At 63.8% G+C, this 246-nt stretch carries 1 protein-coding gene; it reads left to right on the forward strand.

The window, feature by feature from the left end; all coding sequences use genetic code 11:
* On the forward strand, positions 1-246 hold a 246-nt coding region (locus OZ10_RS20225), incomplete at both ends, for an IS3 family transposase (RefSeq protein WP_039566921.1).

Genomic DNA, 246 nt, shown 5'->3' on the forward strand with positions numbered 1-246 from the left:
CGATCGGCATGAGCGCCAGCGCGCTGCGCTATTGCCCACGTCAAGACCGCAATGGCGAACTGCGCGAGCGCATTCTTGCGTTGGCGCATCGCCATCGCCGCTACGGCGTGGGGATGATCTATCTCAAGCTGCGACAGGAAGGACGCCTGGTGAACTACAAGCGCGTGGAGCGGTTGTATCGCGAGCAGCAGCTACAAGTCCGGCGCCGCAAGCGCAAGAAGGTACCGGTTGGCGAGCGTCAGCCGC

This window comes from Xanthomonas cannabis pv. cannabis (assembly GCF_000802365.1).
GTDB classification, from domain to species: domain Bacteria; phylum Pseudomonadota; class Gammaproteobacteria; order Xanthomonadales; family Xanthomonadaceae; genus Xanthomonas; species Xanthomonas cannabis.